The following is a 15479-nucleotide window of genomic DNA, read 5'->3' on the forward strand; positions in this document are numbered from 1 at the left end:
CGGGGTGGACTCTCACCGTCGCCGGCGGGTCCGCACCTGCGGGATCAGGTCCTGCTTCGACGGTTCCGGGCGTTCGACGCGGGTGGGGTCGCCGCGTACGAGCTCATCGTGGATACGCCACCGGGCGGCGGTGACGGCGCGCTCCGCCGCCTCGTCGCCATGCTCTATGCGCTCCCGCAGCAGCCGCATGGCGATCCGGCGATTGAGGCTGAACTGCCGCTCGGTGTCGACCACGACGACGATCCCCGTGGGCCGGTGGGTCGCTCGTACGGCCGTGCTGGCCTTGTTGCGATGTTGACCGCCGGGGCCGCCGGTGCGGCAGGCGACGATGTCGACGTCTCCTTCCGCGAACGTCGTGCGCGGGGCGTCGACCTGGCACGGCTGGGAGATGACATACCAGTTCTTCCGGCCGGTGTTGACCCGGTAGGGGCTGGGCGCCTGCCAGCACAGAGTTCCGGTCCATGAGGCGGCGAACGCCTCGGCGTCGTCTCCCGCGATCCGGATGAGGACCGATCGGTAGGTGCCGGGCCGGTCACCGGGAGCGATATGGGCCCGGTGAGTCTCCAGATTCCGCTGGGCAGCGTCGGCTTCCAGGCGGTGCAGCAGCCGGGCCAGTGCCCAGGCACACTCCTGCGGGCCGCGCCCGGCCGACAGGAGCAGGTGGACGCTCACGGCCGGGTGGACGCTCACGGCCGGGTGGACGCTCACGGCCGCCCCCGCTTGCGGCGCTGGTCCCGGTGGTCCCTCCGGGACGCCGGCCCGAGGTCAGGCGTCTTGTAGGTGACCAGAGGGATCGTGGTGGCCACGGGCGTGGCCAGGTCGTGCTCGACGAGGTCGGCGATCACTTGCTCGATGCGCTTGTACGCTGTCGGCGCCTCCTCGAAGAGCAACTGGCGGTCGCCGCACACCACCAGAGATCCCATCGGTGTGCGGCGCAGTTCTTCGACCGTGTGCTTGGCCCGCCCGCGGCGCAGGGCGTCGGCACGGGACATCTTGCGACCCGCGCCGTGCGCCACGGAATGGCCGGCGTCCGGCCCGGCGTGGGCGGCCACAAGGTAGGAAGGGGTGCCGCGCGTGCCGGCGATGAGCACGTCGCGGCCGTCACCCGGCGCCGCTCCCTTGCGGTGCAGGTAGATCCCGTCGCGGATTTCGACCAGGTTGTGGCACTGATCGATGATCGGCTCGGTGGGCTCGGTGGGCTCGGTCCCCAGGGCATGGGCGACCCGGGCGGCCAGCAGCCGCCGGTTGAGCGATCCCCAGCGTACGGCGTCGTCATGCATTGCCAGGTAGGCATCGGGATCAGGGGCGGGGCCCGCGCCGTGGACCTCGGTGTGCGCGCGCAGGATCCGTTCGCCCAGCCCTCGGGAACCGCTGTGGACGATGAGAACCAGGTCATCGGTGGCGAGTCCGAGCCGGCTCGCGTGGTCCGGCTCGAAGACGGTCCCGATGCGCGCCAGCTCGACGAAGTGGTTACCTCGGCCGACCGTCCCGAGACCTTCGACATGACCGGCCGGAATATCGCCCTTCAGAACAGCCCAGGCCGGGTCGTCGGCATCCCGCTCAGTATCGAGCGCGCGATCGAGGTCGGGGAACCGGGCGGCGAGCTTCTCGGGTACGGCGCGCTTGAGCTTGACCGGGAACACGGCGATGCCGCAACCGATGTCGGAGCCCACCAGGAACGGGTACAAGATGGTCGACGCCATGGCGGCGCCGATGGGGGCGCCCTTGCCGGGGTGCAGGTCTGGCATGGCGGCGACGTGCGTCATGCCGTCGAGGGCGGCCACCTGATGGCATTGCGCGACGGCATCGGACTCGATCCAGCTGGTGGGGGAGGCGAACACGGTGACGCTGGCCGACCCCGTGGCCGGGGTGGACGGCAGCTGGGAGTGTTGCTGAGACAAAGACGCTCTCTTCGCTGAACAGGGGGATGGGCGGGCGGCATCACGGCGCGAGCCGGCGCCGTGGCATCTCGGATTAGTGGGGTGCTGTCCGTCAGAGCCTCATGGACACCACATTCCCCTGAGCCCGCCAAGCGGGGCAAACGGTTTTCGGCCGTACGGGCTCACGTGTCTGCACGCACCCTTTGGAAGACGATGTCGCTGAGGAGTGGAAGCGCTGGGGGCTTGCGGTAGAGAGCGCCAGCGTGCTTCAGACCGTTTCGAGCGCATGGTCGAGGAGTGCGGTGGCCGCAGGGAGCGGGTCGGCCGGGAAGGCCAGCAGGATAGTGCGCACGGAGGGCGGTTCGAGAGGGATGGTGTGAACGCCAGGGTGGTGAGCGGGTAGGGAGAGCTCGGGCAGGATGCTCACGCCGAGCCCTTCGGCGACCATGGCGAGGATGCTGTTGGTGTCGCGGACTCGATAGTGGCAGCGCAGGCTCGTGCCTGCTTCCCGCGCGAGCGCCGTGATAAGCGGCTCGCATCCGCCCGTCGACATGATGAACGGCTGCCGGGCCAGGTCCGCGACCGGCACGCCGTGGCGTACGGCCAGGTCGTGGCCGCTAGGTAGGGCGGCCAGCATCTGGTCGGTGGCCAGCGGTCGCATGACCAGATCGGGCACGCTGGCGGAGACGGCCCCGGCCGTCAGGGTGCCGATGTCGGCGGCCCCGGTCTGCAGCCAGTCGAGTACCTCCCCGTCCGACCCCTCGATCACGGTGAGCCGCACGTGCGGATGTGCTTCGCCGAACGTCCGCAGGATCTGCGGCAGCAGGCGGGCGTTGGCACTGGGGATGGCGCCGACGCGCAGGCTGCCGCGACCGTCCCCGCGCGCCGCGGCCGCCTCCTGCTCCAGGGCTTCGAGCTGGGTGAGGATGAGCGCGGCGCGGCGGCAGACGGCTCGCCCGGCCGCGGTCAGGCTCACCCCGTGGCCGCCCCTGGTGAGGAGGGCCAGCCCCAGCTCCCTCTCCAGGCCGCGCACGGCGTGGCTGACCGCAGACTGCGTGGTGTTCAGCTCCTCGGCCGCGCGGGTCATGTTGCCGGTACGCGCGACCGCCTGGAGGATCCTGAGCTGCGTGAACGTCATAGCGCCGCGCGCAGCAGTCCCACGACCAGCGGGTGCGGGCGCCCGGGCCACGAGCTCGTCTGCGGCACGAACAGTGTGGCCAGATAGTACGGGTGGCCGGAAATCTCCAGCACCCGGGCCTCGCCGGTGTCGTCCACGCCCGTCACCCGTAGTCCGCCCACGTGCAGGGCGCTCTGGTAAGCGGGATTGAGGCCGAAGTTGCAGTAGTACTGCTCCTTGGCCTCCTCGCGCCCGTACACGTCGGCCACCAGGGAGCCGGGCGTGAGCGTGACGGGCATGGTCCGGCCGGCGAGCGAGCAGGCCAACTCGGTGACGAACAGGCTGGAGGCGTAGGGGTCGTACTCGGCGTGCTGCGCGTCCTCGAACCCGAGCACGTGGCGGGCGTACTCGAGAATGATGTGCTGGCTGCCGCCGCACGTCCCCAGGGTGGGGATGCCGTGCTCGCGGCCGTGCCGGAGCGCGGCCAGTGCGCCGCGCAGGCTGCGGTACGGGCTCCCTGGAGCGCACCACAGCACGTCCGCGGCGCGGACGGCGGACAGGTCCGTTTCGAGCGGCTCGGTGGCCAGCCAGCGGACCTCGATCTGGATCCCGAGGTGGTCGGCGGCGTGGCGCAGCGCATCATCGGTAGCCACGTGCGGGGTGTATGTCTTGTCGTAGTCGCCGATGACCGCGACCTGCAAGGAAGGCTTCATGCGCCCACTATGCGGGGACGGCGGCATGAGCTCCAATACCTGATCGCGCAGACGTCATGAGCTCACGCTCATGACGTCGTCGGTCTCAATGTCCATATGGAAACGGGGCGCGTCGTGGACCGACTGCACGACCACGAGCGGGCCAGGCTCGGGCAAGGCGCTGTGCCAGGTAGAGGCAAGACCGCCGGCGCCGGTTGTCACCGAGCGCGTTTCTCGCCACGTTCCGCCGAACCGTCGGCCGCTACCTCTGTAGGGACGGCGGAACGAGCCCATGGAACGGTATGGCACCCCGGTGGAACGCCTATGAGGGTGTCGGCAAATCAGGTTCAAGGAGTGATGAAGGAGACGTTCGTGTCATCCGTATTCAGGAGAGCGCGTGCTGCCGTCCTGGCCGCCGCACTGCTTTGCATCCCAGCTCTCGCTCCGTCCCCGGCCGCTGCGGACCCGGTGTTGCCACCCTCCGGCGGCGTGCTCTACGTCACCAACGCGGTCTCCGGTGATGTCTCGTCCCTGGCGATCGGTCCGGGGGGCACCCTGTCGCCGCTGGGCACGCCCGTGTCCACCGGCGGTTGCACCCTGGAGGGCACAGGCCCCGGCTGCACCCCGCGGGGCATAGCCCTCACCCCGAATGGGGCCACCGCGTACGTCGTCAACAGCGACTCGAGCACGCTGGCGGTGTTCCGAGTGGGAGTGCGGGGCGCGCTCCAGCCGCATCCGCTGCTCGTCGAGACCGGGAAGGAGCCGTGGGGGGCGACGGTCGCGCCCAACGGCCGCACTCTGTACGTCACTGATACCGCCGACCGGACAATTTCGGCGTACCGCATCGGAGCCGACGGCACGCCCAGCCGGTTCGCCGTATTCCGCACCACCTCGAACCACCCGAAGTAGACGGTGCTGTCCCCCGACGGGCGCTTCCTCTACCTCTCGTACGCGGACGCGGACGAGACCGAAGACAGCCCGGCGCGGCCCATCACCAGATACGCCCTGCTGCCGGACGGCTCGCTCGGACCCCCGCAGGACGTGGCGAAGGCCGGGCCGGCCAACTACGGGATCACGATGAGCGCGGACGGCGGCCTGTTGTACGTGACCTCGAACGTCGCGCAGAACGTGCAGGGGTTCCGGGTCGGTAAGGATGGCTCGCTGAAACCCGTGCCCGGGTTGCCGGTCTCCGTGCCGTTCCCGGTCGGTCTCAAGGTCACGCCCGATGGGCAGCACCTGTACGTCTGCGCCAACCTCGACACTGGCTCGCCCCCCGGCGGCCTGCTCGGCTTCACGATCCACGCGGACGGCTCGCTCACGCCGACCGCCGACTCGCCCGCCCCCACTGCTGGCACCGCGGCGGTCGCGATCACACCGGACGGCCGGGACGTCTTCGCCAACATCCAGGACACGAGCCAGGTGGTCGCGTTCGCGATCGGATCCGGCGGCACGCTGAAGCAGGCTCCCGGATCGCCGTTCAGCACCGGTGGGAAGCGCCCGCTGAGCCAGTCGCTCGCCGTACGCCCGGTTCCCGCAACCATCCCGCAGTAGGGATCAGGCCGACCGTGATGCGCAGAACGCCGCTACCGGCGATCTGCGCATCACGGTCGGCACCCACCAGTACTTTTGTGCTGAGTGCTCACTTGGCCGGGTGACGGCTGGAGGCTTCGGCCGGCCTTACGGCGGCTCTGCGCGCAGGCGTGCGGTGTGCAGCAGGGCGGACTGCCAGGCCAGCGCCGCAGCGAGTCCGATCGCGTCCGGCTGGCCGGCCTTCGGCAGTACTCCGGCCGCAGCCATCTCCAGGGTGACCGGCTGGCGCAGAACGGCCGTCCACCAGAACCGACCGGCGGTATCCTGCTCGCGGTCGATGTCCCATGGCGCGTACGTTGTGCGCAGCACGGACAGTTGCAGCTCCCACAAGTCTGTCGACCGCTTGGCCTGTGCGACGACCTCGTGTGCGTGCAGGCGGGCGGTCTGGAGCAGGGCGTGTAGCGTGGCGTCGGGGTCGGTCATGTCCCAACCAGCCGCAACACGTGCACGATGCGATCGGTGATCGCCCGCACGTCGTCGACATGCCCGAGGTCCGGGCCCCAGTTCCAGGAGAATCGCCCGGCCACGACCGTGACGGTTTCGTTCAGGTTGAGGTCGAGGGGATTGAGTACGTGCAGGAGGGGTCGCCCGTCGGTGCCGTGGTGGACGGCTTTCCATCCGCGCTGTTCCAGCTCGGTGCGGAGCCGGTCAAGGTGTTGCCTGGCGCTGATGACTGTGTCTATCTCCATGGCTACGCACCGTAGGAAATAGATCACATAGCGCATTCCGCTGGAGCGGAATTTCGGAAAACCCCTGGCTAGTGGGGAATGCCCAGCCGCGCCGCCATGCCACGCAGTTCCCGGCCGATCGCATCGAGTCTGGCCCGCTCCAGCATCACGGTAACTGTTGAGCGTACTTTGGGATCATTTCTGAATCGTTGAGGGGCGATGGTTTCGCCCATTTTAAGCCATTTGATGGCTTCTTCTCTGGTTTTAGGGTCGCGCGCTAGACCGCGACCTACGTCTGAGTAGAACGAACTGCGTCGCGCGGTATGCATCCGGAGCTTGCTTTCATCGACGTGTCCGGCCTTGCCTGCGACCAGCGCGCCCGATTCCCCGTACTCCACACCGACCGCTATCCGCCAGGTATTGACGTTGGTGGTGCAGAATGCCTGCCAGTTGGAGCCCATGTCATCGGGCACCCGCCGAGCCAGCTCATCGGCTTCGTTGAGCCAGTGGCCGGCCGCTTGGTGGTTGTTGGTGGCGGCGCACGCCATTGCCGCATTCAGGGTCAGCATGCCGAGCACCTGAAGGTCACCCGGGGTGCGGACGTGCGGCTCAAGTTCGTTGGCCGCGCGCTCGGCCATGACCCTGACCCGGTTCCAGTTGCTGGCGTTAGGTCGGATGAGGGAGAACGTCACCTTGCCTCGCGTGATGGGATCGCCCAGCTTGACCGCAACCTCATCGGCGCGCATGGCCGCCATGTGCCCAAGGTCGGGATAGGTGAGGGTGCGGGCCATGCCGGCCGCGCACATGTACGCCTCAATGAGCGTTTCCCACGCTCGGCGCTGCGCATACTCGTCGCCCTCAGAGGCGTGGAAGTGGAGTTCGTCAATCAGGTCGGGCAGCAGTTTCCCGACCTCGACGTAATCGTACTCGCGCCGCCTCGCCTCGATGTCACCCGCCATGAGCGCGGTCAGCTCGTCCAAGGGTCGGGCGCGGTCGACCACGGGATGCAGGTACACTCCATTGGATTCCAACGCGTCTCTCAAGGGCGGAATGTAGGCGTGCGGCGCCGACTGTACGTCGTCCTGAGTCAGATGCGGACCACCCACGATCTCGGTCTCCGACACCCGCAGCGCGTTGGCCAGACCGGCGATCCAGGACCGCCGATCGAGCGCCTTTCGCCCGCGCTCGATATCGGACAGATGGCTCTTGCTCATGCCCGCCTGGCCGGCGAGCTGGACCAGGCTCAACTTGCGCCATTTGCGAAGGGTCCGCAGCCTCGGCCCGACGGTATTTTCGTCGTACACAAGCCCTGCACCTCCTGAAGTCTCGTCAACCTCAGGCTACGGTGCAGGGCATTTTCATTCCATGGATGCGATGGACAGGACATGCTCATCTGCAGGAAGACGAGCATCGGCGTCGAAAAGCGGGTGTATCTACCTATTGATCAGATAATCCGGAATTGCCCGCGCCGCCGGCGCACTGGCCTCCGCGTGCCATGCCAGGGCGACCACCGCCACCATCCGTGACCGCCTGATCAACGTGCCCGCCCGCCTGGCCCGCTCCGCCCGCCGCCTCACCCTGCACCTGCCCGAACGCTGGCCCTGGAGCGAGGACTTCACCCAGCTGTTCAGCACGGTGCATGGCACCGCCGGCCCTCTGACGCTCCCTGACCGACCTGCCCGAAAGGGCCCGAGACCTGTGGACAAAGCGGAAGAGCTGGGCAGACCAGCGGCCACCCATGCCCGAATCCGCAACTCAGCCCCAACACGGCCTGCACGACCCCGAAACGATCAACCGGGAATCAAGCCGGTGGATCCGGGGTGAGTCAGCGCACCAGGCAAGGGGGCTCTCACAGTACCTGGATCACCAGGGTCTCCCAGACGTCCAAAACGCCTGTCAACCTGGTTGAGTCGAAAGCGCCGACAAAACTCCATGGACACGCACTGCAGCTTTATCCCCAACAGTTCAATTCAGCTGCCCCGAATGCGCGACCGTGTCGGCGCATTCTTCCACGACAGAAGAGGCGGAGACCAATGGCGAACAACCAATTCACCACTCACAAAGAACTTTTCGATCTGAGTGGGAAGTGCGCCCTTGTCACTGGCGGCACCAGGGGAATTGGGATGATGATAGCGCGCGGCCTTCTCCAGGCGGGCGCCCGCGTCGTCATCAGCTCACGCAAGGCAGACGCGTGCGCGGAGGCACAGCATCTACTGTCCGAATTCGGTGACGTTCAAGCAATCCCTGCCGACCTGTCCAGGCACGACGAGTGTCAGCGCCTCGCTGAACTTGTCAAGGTCGACTCGGAACGCCTGGACATCCTTGTCAACAACGCGGGAGCGATGTGGCGCGAGCCGCTGGCAACGTTCCCGGACGAGGCCTGGGACGCAGTGATCGACCTCAACCTCAAGTCGCCGTTCTGGCTGGTGCAGGCGCTGCTCCCCGCACTTCGCAGGGCGGGCACCGCCGATGATCCCGCGCGGATCATTAACATCGGCAGTATCGCCGCCATCCACGTCGCCCAGTCGCCCAACTACTCGTACGCCAGCAGCAAAGCGGCACTCCATCAACTCACCAGAGTGCTTGCCAGAGAGCTGGGCCCACAGCACGTCACGGTGAACGCGGTAGCACCGGGAGTGTTCCCGTCGCAGATGATGGCGTCCACGCTCGATGCCATAGGCGACACGATCGCGGCGGCGGCCCCTCTGCGCCGGCTCGGCCGCGACGACGACATGGCGGGTATCGCCGTGTTTCTCGCTAGCCGGGCTGGGTCCTACCTCACGGGCACCATCATCCCGGTAGACGGCGGCATTGCGACGACCGCATCGGGTACCCCTTAGGCTGCGGGACGGGTTTACGGTGAGGGGATGGCCACGATGGATCCACGCACCGAGATCCGGGAGTTTCTCAGCTCGCGTCGCGCCCGCATCGCACCCGAGCAGGCGGGCCTGCCCGCTTACGGCGGCAACCGTCGGGTCAAAGGTCTGCGCCGCGAGGAGGTTGCGCTACTGGCGGGGGTATCGGTCGACTACTACGTGCGCATGGAGCGCGGCGGCCTCGCCGGTGCCTCCGATGGCGTGCTCGACGCGTTGGCCTCCGCCTTGCAGCTCGACGAGGCCGAGCGCGACCACCTGTTCCGCCTCGCGCGCCAATCCAGGGCGCCCAGCGGCCCACGCCGGCGTAGGCCTGCCGTGACGGTGCGCTCGACGCTGCAGCAGGTGCTCGACGCGATCTCCGATGCGCCGGCCTGGATCGGTAACGGCCGTTATGACGTGCTCGCCATGAATCAACTCGCTCGCGCGCTGTATTCACCGGTGCTGACCGACCCGCGACGGCCCGCGAACACAGCGCGGTTCGTCTATCTAAACCCCGAGGCGGCCAGAGATTTCTTTGTCGACTACGACCAAATTGTCGGTGACGTGGCCGCGAAGCTACGTATGGAAGCCGGCCGCAATCCGCACGACGAGGAGCTGATCGCCCTAGTCGGCGAACTGTCAACGCGCAGTGAGCTATTTCGGCAGCGGTGGGCATCTCAGGACGTGCGGCTACACCGGTCCGGCCGCAAGCGTATGCGCCATCCGATCGTGGGCCAGCTCGACTTGGACGTCGAGTCCCTGGAACTGCCCGCCGAACCCGGCCTGCACCTCAACGTCTACACCGCACCCGCGGGCACACCGACCGCTGACAATTTGGCGCTCCTGGCGTCGTGGGCGGCCACCCAACAGACACTGGCGACCGAGCACGAAGCACACAACGGATAGTCCAACCCCTTCAGGGCGGCCTGTGCGAGGTTCACCGCCATGCCGTAGTGGCCCAGGTAGTTGGCCTGGTGGCTCATGCCGGCCAGGGTCCGGCCGCCGAGCATCCGATTGTCAGCCCCGCGTGCCAGGTGGAGCGCCTTCGTCATGTACTGCTGGGCGAGGCCGTGCCGTCCGGTGTCGTACGCCATCCAGGCCGCGAGGCGCAGCATGGCCGCCGCGGCCGAACCGGTAGTTCAGCTTCGCGAACATCGCCGTCGGCGAACCGCTGTGCGGATCGCAAGGAGATGCTGGAGGGCGTCCGGTCAGCGATGGAAGCGTTGCACGGCGAGATCCGATACCCCTGGTGCCCTGCGGACCACCGCGTAGTGCCAGGCGTTGGCGGAGGGGCCGGATTCGGTCAGGTCAGATCCAGGGCCACTTCCAGGCGTAGGTAGGCGTCGATCCAGGTCTGCTCTACCGCCTCGCCCGAGTCCTGGGATCGCGCCGCCGCGAACGCCGTAACAGCCTGGGCGATGCGGTGGAGCCCCAGCGTGGTCAGCCGTCGCGCGGCGGTGTCGAGGCGGGCGTCGTAGGTGGGCGGCAGGTGGGACAGGCCGTGGTGGGCCGCTTCTGCGAGCAGCCCGCGGGTGTCGATCAGTACGGCGGTCAGCGGGTCGTGCTGGTCGTCCTCGGCGACCGCGAGCGGGCCGCCGCCTCCGGCGGCTCGCAGGTCGGGTACGACGACACGGTCGCCGGCGGCCAGGCCGATGGGGTCAATGACGACACCGCCCGCAGTACGGCCGGCCACTCCGCTGACGAAACGCAGCTCGCCCTCCTCCCCGGCGAGTACGGCGGCCAGCGAGTCGAGGCGGCCGGCGGCGGCACCGGTGTGGGTGGCGGTGACGGTGGCGGTGTTGCCTGCCTGGTCGGCGATGAGGGCGTCGAGGCGCTGGTCGCCGGCGGCGTAGGTCATGGTCACCACCTGGGAGACGGCGAAGACGCGTACCAGCTCCGCTTCGACGCGCGGACGGATGGGCCGGAGCGTGAGGGCGTCGAGCTCGCGGCCGAGCGCGGCGAGGTCGGTCACCAGCAGGGACGGCGAGAGCTCACCCCAGTCGCCACGCGACGGGCTGACCGTCGTCTTGGAGATCCGCCCTGTGGCCAACCGCACGGTACGGCTGGCGCTGCGGACGGCGGATTCCGTGACGAGGTTACCTGTGGCCAGGGCGGCCAGCGTGGAGCCGGCGATGCGTCGCCGTGCCAGCGCGGCGCCGTCGTCGTCGCCGTCCCATTCGCGGCGGAGTACCAGGACCATCGCGCTGTCGCTGTGGGCGAGGTAGATCTCGGCGATCCGCCGGTCGCCGAGGCCGCGGATCCGGCAGCCCAGGCTCTCCAGCCGGGCCCGGCGCAACGGGGTCTCGGCGGCCTCGGCGGTGCCGAGCACGCTGCTGCGGAGGGTGGCGTCGGGGCGGGTTACGGCCCGGTGCCGGGCGTGGAGCTCGGCGAGGTGGCTCGCGAGCAGCTCGGGACGGTAGTAGGCGCTGCGGTCGCGGTAAGCGGTCAGTTGCTCGGCGAGGTCGCCGACGGCCAGCAGCGGCCAGCGCGATCCGGCGGCGTCCAGATGGCGCTGTACGTCGGCGATGGTGGCTTCGAATCCCTGACCGAGGTGCGCCGCACCTTCGCGCAGGACCGTGCCGGCCAGCCCCAGGGCCCGCTCCAGCCCGGATCCGGTACCAGTTCCGGCTTCGCCGCCGACGTCGACCCGTACCTCCCGCATCCCGGGATGCAGCTCGTCGGCTACCCGGAACGCCCACACAGCGAGGGCGATGACGTCGTCGCGGCTGCCCGCGACGGCGTCGGTGTGGACGAAGCCGAGGTCGCCGGGGATCAGGAAACGCACGGTCGCGGTGGCGAGCTCGACCTGCGGCGCGGGATCGGCGGCGGTGGCGCGGCGCACGCGGGCGGTGTATCCAGTCCTTTCGGTACGGCGGGCGGCGCTCATCAGGCGGGCGCCGATCCTGGCGGTCAGCTCGTCGTCGCTCACCTGCCCCGGCGACCAGACGGGGGGTTCGGGATCACGGCCCTCAACCTGCGAATGTTCGCCGGTCTCGACGGGCGGGCCATCGGCGGTCGCAGCGGGCAGGCGATCGGTGATCTCAGCGGCGGGTCCGGCGTGCCGGCGCTGGTAGGCGAGCACCACTCCGACGACATGCCGGCAGACCCCGGTAGCGCCGCACGTGCAGCGGGCCGCGTCGAGCCCGCCGGGTGGCAGGCTCGCGGTCGGTCCGCCCGCGAAGTCGCCGTGCACGGTCCCGTCGGCGTCGGTACGCAGGTCCGGCGCGGTTTCCTTGCCCGCCCGCTTGACCAGGCCGCGGTTGGTGAGCGCGGCCAGGGCGTCTGTGGTGAGCCCGAGCAGATCCGTTCTCATCGGCCCACGTGCTCCGCGACGAAGGACGCCAGCTCCCCGGGGGTCATCGCGCCCACGTACGCCCCGGCGTCGGCCAGGCGTTGCGCGAGTTCCCGGTCGTAGGCGGGGTTGGCCTGCTCATCGAGGGCGGCGAGGCCGAGGACCTTGCTGCCCTGCTCGACCAGGTTACGCACGATGCGTACCAGCCGGTGGGGATCACCGCCCTCGTAGAAGTCGGAGATCAGCACGACGATGGCACGCCGCGGCTGGTCCACGAGTCCGGCGCCATACGCCGCCGCGCGGGCGATGTCGGTGCCGCCGCCGAGCTGAACCTTCATGAGCAGTTCCACGGGATCGTCCACGTCGGAGGTCAGGTCCACCACTTCGGTGTCGAAGGCGACCAGGTGGGTGCGTACGCCGGGCAGGCCCCACAGGCAGGCCGCGGTGACCGCCGAGTGGATCACCGAGTCGGTCATCGAGCCGGACTGGTCGACGAGCAGGATCACCTGCCACTGTTCGAGGTGGCGGCGGGTACGGGAGAAGAACAGAGGGGTCTCGATCACGACCTTGCCGGTGTCGGGCTGGTAGCGGCCGAGGTTGGCGCGCAGGGTCCTGACCATGTCGAAGTTGCGAGCCAGCCGCATCCGGCCCGGCCGCCGTACTTTGGTGCCCGAGAAGGCGCTGCGCACCTCGGTGGCGAGCTTTTCCATGAGCTGCCGTACGACCTGCTCCACTATGCGCCTGGCCAGCCGCAAAACCTGCGGGTTCATCAGGTGTTTGGTGTGCAGGACCGCCTTGAGCAGCGCGGGGTTGGGCTCGATGCGCGCGAGCACGTCGGGGTCGGTGACGAGGTCGTGGATCTCGTAGCGTTCGACGGCGTCGCGTTGCAGGCGTTCGATGGTCTCCTTGGGGAACAGGCGGGTGATGTCATCGAGCCAGTCGAAGGTGGTCAGGGTCGACGGGCCGCTCCCGGCCTGCCGCCGTACGCCGCGCCTGCGCAGGTCCTCGTCGCGGCCGTACAGCCAGTCCATGGCGGCGTCGCGGCCGGCGGCCTCCTCGTCGAGCTGCCCGCCGCCGAGGCAGGCGCCGCCGGCCTCGCCGAGCAGCAGGCGCCACCGTATGAGGCTGCGGTCGGTCATGGCGTGATCAGTCCCTCCCGGCGCAGTGCCGCATCGACTCGTTCGTCCAGTGCCATACCTGCGGCCACCAGTTCCGGCGCCGCCTCCAGCCGCATCAGGTCCCACGCGGACGCACCCGCGCCGGAGCGCGGTTCGACCAGGCGAGTGGCGATGAGGTGCCGCTCGCGGGGCGGGAAGTAGCCGAACGCGTGGCGCAGCGCCGGCAGGGCCACCAGGAAGTCGTGGTCGCTCATCGCCGAGACCAGTTCGTCGAGCAGCTCCAGCATGCCGCCGGTGTGCAGGACCTCCTCCCGGGCGAGCGCGAACAGCCCGGCCAGCCAGTCGCCGGCCGACGCGGGGACGAACGCGCCGCGTACCGCCCGCGCGGGGTCCGCGGCGGCGGTGCCGCGCAGTGACCAGCCCAGCCCGAGTGACGCTCCGCGCAGGTCGGGCGGCGCGTCCTGGCAGGCGGCGATGCGGTCGGCGACGCCCAGCGCCGCGTCCATGTCCAGGCCGAGCGGCGGGCCGGCGTGTCTGAGCGCGTCGCGTACGGCGGCCATGGCGTCGATGCGCTGCGGATCGGCGGGCACGGGCCCGCCGAGCACGCCTTCGGCCAACCACAACGCCCGGAGGGTGGCGGCCCGTACCACGGTGCCCAAGGTGGTGCTGCCTCTGGTGGCGAACAGGTCGTCGTGGCGCCACATCGCCAGGGTAACGGTGAGGGTGCGGCCCAGGGAGCCCAGGTCGGCCGCCGCGACGATCGCCCGCGCGAGGTCGTCGAGCACTTGCCCCGCCAGCTCGCCGATGCCGCACAGCGCGGTGTCGAACAGCACGTCGGCCAGCTGGTCCAGGTCGGCGTCCCTGATCCGCTCGGCGAGTACGGAGGCCGCCGCCTCCTGCGGGTCCACGCCGTACCCGCCTGCCTCGATCAGGGCGGGCAGGCGGTCGTCGGTCTCGGTCAGTGTCCACTGTTCGTCCAGCTCGGTGCCGCCCGCGGGGCGGGGTCCCGCAGTGCGGACCACGCCCGGGATGCCCAGTACGCGCAGCCTGTGCAGGAAACGGCTGCGCTCGCGGTCGGCTTGCCCGCCGAGGTGGAGCCGTTCGTCGCCGGGGCCGCCCAACTCGGCGAGCACCGCGTGGACCAGCGGCGGCAGCGGGGTCGAGCGGTGCAGGCGGCCTGCCCGGTCACCGCTGAGCGCCGCGATCATCTCCACGATGACCGGATGGTGGCCCGCCTGGAGGGGTCCGCGGGACGCCCAGGGCAGCGGGGTCTCGATCGCCTCGCCGACAAGCGCGGTGACCAGGCCGTCGAGCACGTCGACCCGGGCCGGATGCGAGTGGCCGCGCATCAGCGCGATCCCGTCGGCGGTGGCGCGCGCGGCGATGAGGTCGGCGGTGGACACCGGCTGGCGCTGGGCGCGCAGCCTGGCCGTCACCGCTTTGGTGAGCCTGCGGGCGGCTCCGTCGGGGCCGTACTCCCACAGGTCCTGGTAGTAGCCGGGCGACGGCATGCCCGACTGGTAACCGCCGAAGGCGTCCAGCCGGCGGAACGAGTACGGCACCAGGTAGCTGCCGACCGCCGCCCCCTCGGGCGGCTGCGGCACCTCCGGCCAGCTCCGCTCGCCCTGCTCGGCCAGCCGGACCAGCGCGGGACGGTGGAAGCCGCCCATGACCACGACCACCGGCCGCTCGCCCGCGTCGCCGGCGGCCGCCCGGACCCACTGCGCCATGTACGCCTCGCGGGCCGTGTCGTCAGGACCGGTCTCGGTGTCGCCGCGTACGAGGTCGAAGTATGTGGCCAGCCGTTCGGCCAGTCCGTCGGCTGGTTCGATCTCGAACAGGTGGTCCCACAGCGCGTCCACGTTGTCCACGGCGAAGGCGCGGCAGAGCCGTCCGGTCACCTCGTTGTAGCGGGCCTCGGTGTCGGCGTAACGGTTGCTGAGGTCCGCCAGCGCGGGATGCCAGGCGGGCAGGTCGATGAAGCGCAGCTCGGCGCCGGCCTCGCGGCCCGCGGTCAGCGCCGCCCACTCCGGGGAGTAGTCGCACAGCGGTGTCCATGAACCGTGGCGCCGCTCATGATCGCGGTAGCTGGTGTAGACGGCGATCGGCAGCTCGTGGCCGAGCAGGAGCTCGTCCATCCTGTGGTTCATGTCCGCGGGGCCTTCGACCAGCACGTACGCGGGGCGTACGGAATGGATGGTGTCGGCGACCAGCCGGGCGCAGGCGGGACTGTGGTGCCGCACGCCGAGGAAGATGACCGCCATCGT

General features: G+C 69.6%; 14 protein-coding genes. 4 read left to right on the forward strand and 10 right to left on the reverse strand.

Features of this window, described 5'->3' with window-relative positions:
- Window positions 1-12: 12 nt before the first annotated feature.
- The 4 genes from prfH to AB0B61_RS40205 form a co-directional block, all read right to left on the reverse strand.
- Window positions 13-708: a peptide chain release factor H gene (gene prfH, locus AB0B61_RS40190; RefSeq protein WP_358443792.1), complete on the reverse strand. Its 696-nt coding sequence runs from the start codon at window positions 706-708 to the stop codon at window positions 13-15.
- Entirely contained in the window at window positions 705-1901 is a 1197-nt protein-coding gene (locus AB0B61_RS40195) for an RNA ligase RtcB family protein (protein ID WP_358443795.1), read from the reverse strand. The genes prfH and AB0B61_RS40195 overlap by 4 nt, the downstream gene beginning before the upstream one ends.
- A gap of 247 nt (window positions 1902-2148) precedes the next feature.
- Window positions 2149-3018, reverse strand: coding sequence for a LysR family transcriptional regulator (locus tag AB0B61_RS40200; RefSeq protein ID WP_358443798.1), 870 nt, complete (start codon window positions 3016-3018; stop codon window positions 2149-2151).
- Window positions 3015-3710 (reverse strand): hypothetical protein, encoded by a 696-nt coding sequence (locus tag AB0B61_RS40205; protein WP_358443801.1) that lies wholly within the window; start codon window positions 3708-3710, stop codon window positions 3015-3017. Before AB0B61_RS40205 ends, AB0B61_RS40200 begins: the two co-directional genes overlap by 4 nt.
- A gap of 351 nt (window positions 3711-4061) precedes the next feature.
- On the opposite strand from AB0B61_RS40205, the gene AB0B61_RS40210 reads away from it, so the two are divergent.
- Entirely contained in the window at window positions 4062-4598 is a 537-nt protein-coding gene (locus tag AB0B61_RS40210; RefSeq protein ID WP_358443804.1) for a beta-propeller fold lactonase family protein, read from the forward strand.
- Window positions 4599-4601: 3 nt separating this feature from the next.
- Window positions 4602-5240, forward strand: a complete 639-nt coding sequence (locus tag AB0B61_RS40215; protein ID WP_358443807.1) for a hypothetical protein — start codon at window positions 4602-4604, stop codon at window positions 5238-5240.
- 126 nt (window positions 5241-5366) lie between these two features.
- Here AB0B61_RS40215 and AB0B61_RS40220 read toward each other — a convergent pair whose 3' ends face one another.
- The 3 genes from AB0B61_RS40220 to AB0B61_RS40230 all read right to left on the reverse strand — a co-directional run bounded on the left by AB0B61_RS40220 (window position 5367) and on the right by AB0B61_RS40230 (window position 7251).
- Window positions 5367-5702, reverse strand: a complete 336-nt coding sequence (locus AB0B61_RS40220) for a hypothetical protein (RefSeq protein ID WP_358443810.1) — start codon at window positions 5700-5702, stop codon at window positions 5367-5369.
- A complete protein-coding gene (locus AB0B61_RS40225) occupies window positions 5699-5968 on the reverse strand; it encodes a hypothetical protein (RefSeq protein ID WP_358443812.1) in 270 nt (89 codons plus the stop codon). The genes AB0B61_RS40220 and AB0B61_RS40225 overlap by 4 nt, the downstream gene beginning before the upstream one ends.
- Before the next feature lie 68 nt (window positions 5969-6036).
- Window positions 6037-7251 (reverse strand): helix-turn-helix transcriptional regulator, encoded by a 1215-nt coding sequence (locus AB0B61_RS40230; RefSeq protein ID WP_358443815.1) that lies wholly within the window; start codon window positions 7249-7251, stop codon window positions 6037-6039.
- 729 nt (window positions 7252-7980) lie between these two features.
- Between AB0B61_RS40230 and AB0B61_RS40235 the strand changes: the two genes are divergently transcribed.
- The gene (locus tag AB0B61_RS40235; RefSeq protein ID WP_358443817.1) at window positions 7981-8787 is read left to right on the forward strand and encodes an SDR family oxidoreductase; all 807 of its coding nucleotides are present in this window, start codon (window positions 7981-7983) and stop codon (window positions 8785-8787) included.
- A gap of 27 nt (window positions 8788-8814) precedes the next feature.
- The gene (locus AB0B61_RS40240) at window positions 8815-9708 is read left to right on the forward strand and encodes a helix-turn-helix transcriptional regulator (RefSeq protein ID WP_358443820.1); all 894 of its coding nucleotides are present in this window, start codon (window positions 8815-8817) and stop codon (window positions 9706-9708) included.
- Between the two features lie 397 nt (window positions 9709-10105).
- Here the strand turns inward: AB0B61_RS40240 and AB0B61_RS40245 are convergent, their stop codons facing one another.
- From AB0B61_RS40245 to AB0B61_RS40255, 3 genes are read right to left on the reverse strand one after another with little or no spacing between them, the layout of a single operon-like run.
- Window positions 10106-12115 carry a hypothetical protein gene (locus AB0B61_RS40245; protein ID WP_358443823.1) on the reverse strand — a complete coding sequence of 670 codons (2010 nt, stop codon included), beginning with the start codon at window positions 12113-12115 and terminating at the stop codon, window positions 10106-10108.
- Window positions 12112-13233 carry a VWA domain-containing protein gene (locus AB0B61_RS40250; protein ID WP_358443825.1) on the reverse strand — a complete coding sequence of 374 codons (1122 nt, stop codon included), beginning with the start codon at window positions 13231-13233 and terminating at the stop codon, window positions 12112-12114. Before AB0B61_RS40250 ends, AB0B61_RS40245 begins: the two co-directional genes overlap by 4 nt.
- Window positions 13230-15476: a DUF5682 family protein gene (locus AB0B61_RS40255; RefSeq protein ID WP_358443828.1), complete on the reverse strand. Its 2247-nt coding sequence runs from the start codon at window positions 15474-15476 to the stop codon at window positions 13230-13232. Before AB0B61_RS40255 ends, AB0B61_RS40250 begins: the two co-directional genes overlap by 4 nt.
- Between the last annotated feature and the right edge of the window lie 3 nt (window positions 15477-15479).

The sequence above is a fragment of the Nonomuraea sp. NPDC049158 genome (assembly GCF_040648335.1).
Taxonomy (GTDB): Bacteria; Actinomycetota; Actinomycetes; order Streptosporangiales; family Streptosporangiaceae; genus Nonomuraea.